General features: G+C 61.8%; 6 protein-coding genes. 4 read left to right on the top strand and 2 right to left on the bottom strand.

What is annotated here, in order from left to right; translation table 11 throughout:
• Positions 1–1188, top strand: a 1188-nt coding sequence (locus JWQ61_RS08525) for an MFS transporter (RefSeq protein ID WP_304360146.1), incomplete at its 5' end; no start/stop codon positions are given.
• Between the two features lie 16 nt (positions 1189–1204).
• On the opposite strand, the gene JWQ61_RS08520 is transcribed toward JWQ61_RS08525, so the two are convergent.
• Both JWQ61_RS08520 and JWQ61_RS08515 read right to left on the bottom strand, forming a co-directional pair.
• Entirely contained in the window at positions 1205–1459 is a 255-nt protein-coding gene (locus JWQ61_RS08520; protein WP_304360145.1) for a hypothetical protein, read from the bottom strand.
• An 89-nt stretch (positions 1460–1548) separates the two neighbouring features.
• Positions 1549–1965, bottom strand: a complete 417-nt coding sequence (locus tag JWQ61_RS08515) for a MarR family winged helix-turn-helix transcriptional regulator (protein ID WP_304360144.1) — start codon at positions 1963–1965, stop codon at positions 1549–1551.
• A 162-nt stretch (positions 1966–2127) separates the two neighbouring features.
• Here JWQ61_RS08515 and JWQ61_RS08510 point away from each other — a divergent pair, with 162 nt between their 5' ends.
• The 3 genes from JWQ61_RS08510 (at position 2128) to JWQ61_RS08500 (ending at position 4506) form a co-directional block, all read left to right on the top strand.
• Positions 2128–2700 carry a TetR/AcrR family transcriptional regulator gene (locus JWQ61_RS08510; RefSeq protein WP_304360143.1) on the top strand — a complete coding sequence of 191 codons (573 nt, stop codon included), beginning with the start codon at positions 2128–2130 and terminating at the stop codon, positions 2698–2700.
• Positions 2701–2833: 133 nt separating this feature from the next.
• Complete coding sequence (locus JWQ61_RS08505; protein ID WP_304360142.1) at positions 2834–3472, top strand: glutathione S-transferase family protein; 639 nt, start codon at positions 2834–2836, stop codon at positions 3470–3472.
• A 53-nt stretch (positions 3473–3525) separates the two neighbouring features.
• Entirely contained in the window at positions 3526–4506 is a 981-nt protein-coding gene (locus JWQ61_RS08500) for a pyridoxamine 5'-phosphate oxidase family protein (protein WP_304360141.1), read from the top strand.
• The last annotated feature ends 145 nt before the right edge of the window (positions 4507–4651 follow it).

Below are 4651 nucleotides of genomic sequence, written 5' to 3'. Positions count from 1 at the left end.
TCCATGGATCGTCGTATCTATCTGCTCGCGCTGGTGGCTTTCATCGCCGGCCTCGATGAAAACATTGTCGGCGGCATCCTGCCGCTGATCGCCCGCGACCTGTCGGTGTCGGTCAGCGTCGCCGGCCAGCTGACCAGCGTGTTTTCCCTGTCGTTTGCACTTTGCGCGGCGCTGCTGCTGTCGCTGACCGCACGCTTTGAGCGACGCACCCTGCTGCAGACGGCGCTGGCCGTATTCGCCCTCAGCAACCTGGCAGCCGCGCTGGCGCCGAATTATGCGGCGCTGTTTGTGCTCAGGATCGTTTCCGCCGCGAGTTGCTCGCTGATCGTGGTGCTGAGCACCACTTTCGCTTCGGCGCTGGTGGCGCCCAGCCACCGGGGCCGGGCCATCGGCGTCATTTTCATGGGCATCAGCGGCTCGCTGGTGCTGGGCATACCGTTCGGCATTGTCCTCAGCGACCATCTCGGCTGGCGCCTGCCGTTTGCCGCGATGGCCTTGCTTGCCGCCGCGCTGATCTTCTGGCTGCAGGCCAGCCTGCCGCGCATGACCGCGCAACAACCGTTGCCCTTGTCGCGCTACTGGCAGCAACTGGCGATCCCGAGCCTGACTTGCGCCCAGCTGGTGTCGATCCTGATGATCGCCGGCCATTTCACCCTGTTTGCCTACCTCGCGCCCTACCTCGGCGCCACGCTCGGTTTGCATGGCAACAGCCTGAGCCTGATGTATGCGCTGTTCGGCGCATCCGCGGTCAGCGGCGGTTATCTCGGCGGCTGGCTGTCGGACCGGCTGGGCGCGCGCCGCACATTGTGGCTGGTGCCCGCCATGTTCACCGTGGTGCTGGCCAGCCTGCCGCTGTTTGCCGGGTCCCTCTGGCTGTTCCTGCCGGCGATGATGATATGGAGCAGCCTGAGCTGGAGCATCTCGCCCACTGTGCAGAGTTACCTGATCGGCTCGGCGCCGGCGGACAGCGAAGTCAACATCGGCTTGAATACCTCGGCCATGCATCTTGGCGTGGCGCTGGGTGCGGCCTGCGGCGGTATGGTGATTGCCTGGCAGTCGCTGTCGGCCACACCCTGGTTCGGCGCTGCCTTGTCAGCCGCGGCCTTGTTATGCGCCTGCGTTTCCCTTTACCTGAGCCGTGACCGCGCACCGCTTTCCGGCGCAGCGTCGCAGCAACTGGTGGAATAAGCTGGTCTGCCGCAACTCAAGGCGCCATGCCGGAACAGGATGACAGCGCTGCCACCAGTTCGGACTGGCGACTGACGTCGCTGCTCAGTTGCTGCGTAGTGACGCCGTAGTCGGCCGCATGCGCCGCCAGGCAAGCGCCTTGGTTGTCCAGCAAGCTTGGCTCGGCAAACAGATACAGGATGATTCCGGATGCCGCAACGGCAACTGCAAGCGCCGCCAGCACGGCGCGGCGTCCTGCGGTTTTCTGCACATTCCTTGAAATTGCTGTCATGGCGATTCCTTCGCAAAATAAGTTAGCTAAACAACTAATTGAATAAAAATTTAGGCAGGCTTGCCTGCCTTGCAAGGGCACACCAGCAATCAGCCGATACTTTCCCTGACCCCGCGCAGGGCGCTGATCGAATCGTCAAAGCGCTCGCCGCCCATCTGTCCGCGCAAACGCCGGTCCAGCTCAGCACTGACGGCGTTGATCGGTCCGTCCAGCGCCAGCGCCGCCGCGGTCGGGAAGATATTCCATTCGCGACCATCGGCGGCGGAAGGACGGCGTTCTATAAGGTCCTTGGCCAGCAGCGCGTCCAGCAGGCGGGTCGCCGTCGGTCGGGCAATGCCGAAGATGCCGGCCAGTTCGCTATTGAGCAGGCCGGGCTGCCTCAGCACCGCACGCAAGACGAAACCCTGCGGCGCAGTCAGGTCGAACGGCTGGTAGGCAGCATTCCACTCGCGCTCGACAATGCGCGCCAGCGCGGTGGTGTTGAAATAGAGGCAGTGATCAAACATGGGCTTATTTTAGGCAAATATAATTAGCTAAGCAACCATTATTACATTTCCCAGATTGCGGGGCATGCACGCGTATTTTGTACAGATGGCCTTGCTGTTTTGGTATTTCACCTCTACATTGATAGCAACGAACATTCGGTACAAACGTCAGATCTGAATTTTATGCCAGTAGCCACTCTCACCCGCGACCAGGTCATCGACCGCATTCTTGCCGCTTTCCGCCGCTACGGCTATGAGGGCAGCAGCCTATCGCGCCTGTCTGAAGCCACCGGGCTGGGCCGGTCCAGTCTTTACCATTATTTTCCGAATGGCAAGGAAGACATGGCGAGCGCCGCAATGGGAGCGGTCGGCGCATGGTTTACCCAGCATGTGCTGTCCACCTTGAACAGCCGCGAGGTATCCGCCATCCGCTTGCAACGCTTCGCCGGCAAGTTGACGGAGTATTACGCTAACGGCATGGCGCCCTGCCTGATGGACGTGTTCACCATCGGCGAGGCCGGTTCGCTGTTCCAGCAGCACCTGGGCGCCCGCATGCGGGCGCTCATGGCCTTGCTGGCCGAGGTGGCGGAGGAGGCTGGCGTCGACAAGGTCGAGGCTGCGGTGCGTGCGGAAAACGCGGTAGTGGCGATCCAGGGTTCGCTGATCGTGTCGCGCGCGCTGGACAGCAACGGACCTTTTTTGCGCATGATAGAAAATTTCCCCGCCATCCTGCTAGGCCCGCAGGCAGTCGAGTAATTCCGATTGGATTTCCTGTTTTACTTGACAGGATGGGCTTGCTTTTGTATTGTACCGATTGTTCGGTACAGAACCAGCCGTTTCACCAGGCATCGTTTGCGGTGCTTTTATCCAAGCCATCAGGAGATTTTCCATGCCAAGCGCCCGTCCAGCCCATCCTATCCGTCTTTATCGCGCCGCCTTGTCCGGCCACGCCCACCGGGTTCAGCTATTCCTGTCTTTGCTGGACTTGCCGTTTGAAATGATCGATATCGATCTGGGCGCCGGCGAACAGAAAAAGCCTGAATTCCTGGCGAAAAACCCGTTCGGCCAGGTACCCGTGATTGAAGACGGCGAGGTTACGCTGGCTGATTCGAATGCGATCCTGGTCTATCTGGCGAGCAAATATGGCGATGCCGGCTGGCTGCCGCGCGACCCTTTGGGGGCGGCCAACGTTCAGCGCTTCCTGTCGCTGGCCGCGGGCGAGATTTTCCGCGGCCCGGCCAGCGCCCGCCTGGCCACCTTGTTCGGCATGCCGCTGGACCACGGCGCGGCCTGCGCCACCGCCAAACGCCTGTTCACGCTCTTGGAACCGCACCTGGCCAGCCGCCAGTTCCTGACCGGCACGCAGGTGACTATCGCCGATGTAGCGGCTTACAGCTATATAGCGCACGCGCCGGAAGGCGGCGTAACGCTGGACGACTACCCACATATCCGCGCATGGCTGGGCCGGGTTGAAGCCTTGCCCGGTTTTGTCGCCATGCAAGCCACCCCGCCGGCGCTGGCAGCCTGAGACCGCGCGCTCCGGTCGCAACCGATCGGAGCGCTCCACCAAGGAGGCAAAACATGTCCCATCCTGAAACAGCCGCAACCAGTCCTGCAAGCACACCTTTCCATAGCGGCGAACAGGCAGTGCAGCAACGCGTCGGCGTGCTGGAAAAGATGGCCAGCCGCGGCCAGCTGCTGCGCAGCTTCATGCCGGAGCAGCACCGCGAATTCTTCCAGCAGCTGCCGTTCATGATCGTCGGCAGCATCGACCGCGAGCAACAGCCGTGGGCGTCGATAGTGACCGGCGCGCCCGGTTTCGTGACTTCTCCAGACGCCGAACACCTGGAGCTGCATCCGCACGTGCTGGCGGCCGATCCGCTGCAGCAAAACCTGGCTCACAACGCAGCGATCGGCATCCTGGGCATAGAACCGCATACCCGCCGCCGCAACCGCATGAACGGCAAGGTCGAGAAAATCAGCGCGACAGGGTGGACGCTGAAGGTAGACCAGAGTTTCGGCAACTGCCCTAAATACATACAGGCGCGCCGCCCTACCCTGATTGAAGATAGCGCTGCAGCAGCGCCTGTGGTCCACAGGACGGAACAGCTCGACGCCGCGATGCAAAAACTGATCGCCGGCGCCGATACTTTTTTCATCGCTTCTGCTTTCATGGGCAAACCCGCGGCGGCCGGCGATCGCCAGCACGGGGTAGATGTTTCGCACCGCGGCGGCAAGCCCGGCTTCGTCCGCATCGACGATGCAAAGACGCTGACGGTGCCAGATTTTGTTGGCAATTTTTACTTCAACACCATCGGCAACCTGGTCGAACATCCACGCGCCGGCTTGCTGTTCATCGATTTTTCCAGCGGCGATCTGCTGTATCTGGCAGTCAGCGCCGAGCTGATCTGGGATGGTCCCGAAGTCGCGGCATTTACAGGCGCCGAGCGCTTGCTGCGCTTCCATGTAGAACAGGCGATACGGGTCGAGGCCTCGCTGCCACTGCGCTGGGGCGAAGCGGAACTGTCGCCGGCGCTGGCGCCCATGGGATCCTGGCAATAAAAAAAGCCGGCTGCCTTGTCCAAGGCAGCCGGCTTTACCAGTTTCCTGGCTGAGTTTCGGTTAGCTTACTCCTGCGGAACCGGCGTCAGCGCGCCGGTCAAGTCGCCCATCGGCTTGGCGCCGTTCGCCACCAACGCCTTGTCGC

This window comes from Collimonas fungivorans (assembly GCF_028292705.1).
GTDB classification, from domain to species: Bacteria; Pseudomonadota; Gammaproteobacteria; order Burkholderiales; family Burkholderiaceae_D; genus Collimonas; species Collimonas fungivorans_B.
This window is presented reverse-complemented; position numbering and strand designations above follow the sequence as displayed.

Excerpts from the sequence above, each read along its gene's own strand:
- JWQ61_RS08510 (WP_304360143.1), top strand. The coding sequence starts at position 2,128 with ATGCCAGTAGCCACTCTCACCCGCGACCAGGTCATCGACCGCATTCTT.
- JWQ61_RS08520 (WP_304360145.1), bottom strand. The coding sequence starts at position 1,459 with ATGACAGCAATTTCAAGGAATGTGCAGAAAACCGCAGGACGCCGCGCC.
- JWQ61_RS08515 (WP_304360144.1), bottom strand. The coding sequence starts at position 1,965 with ATGTTTGATCACTGCCTCTATTTCAACACCACCGCGCTGGCGCGCATT.
- JWQ61_RS08500 (WP_304360141.1), top strand. The coding sequence starts at position 3,526 with ATGTCCCATCCTGAAACAGCCGCAACCAGTCCTGCAAGCACACCTTTC.
- JWQ61_RS08505 (WP_304360142.1), top strand. The coding sequence starts at position 2,834 with ATGCCAAGCGCCCGTCCAGCCCATCCTATCCGTCTTTATCGCGCCGCC.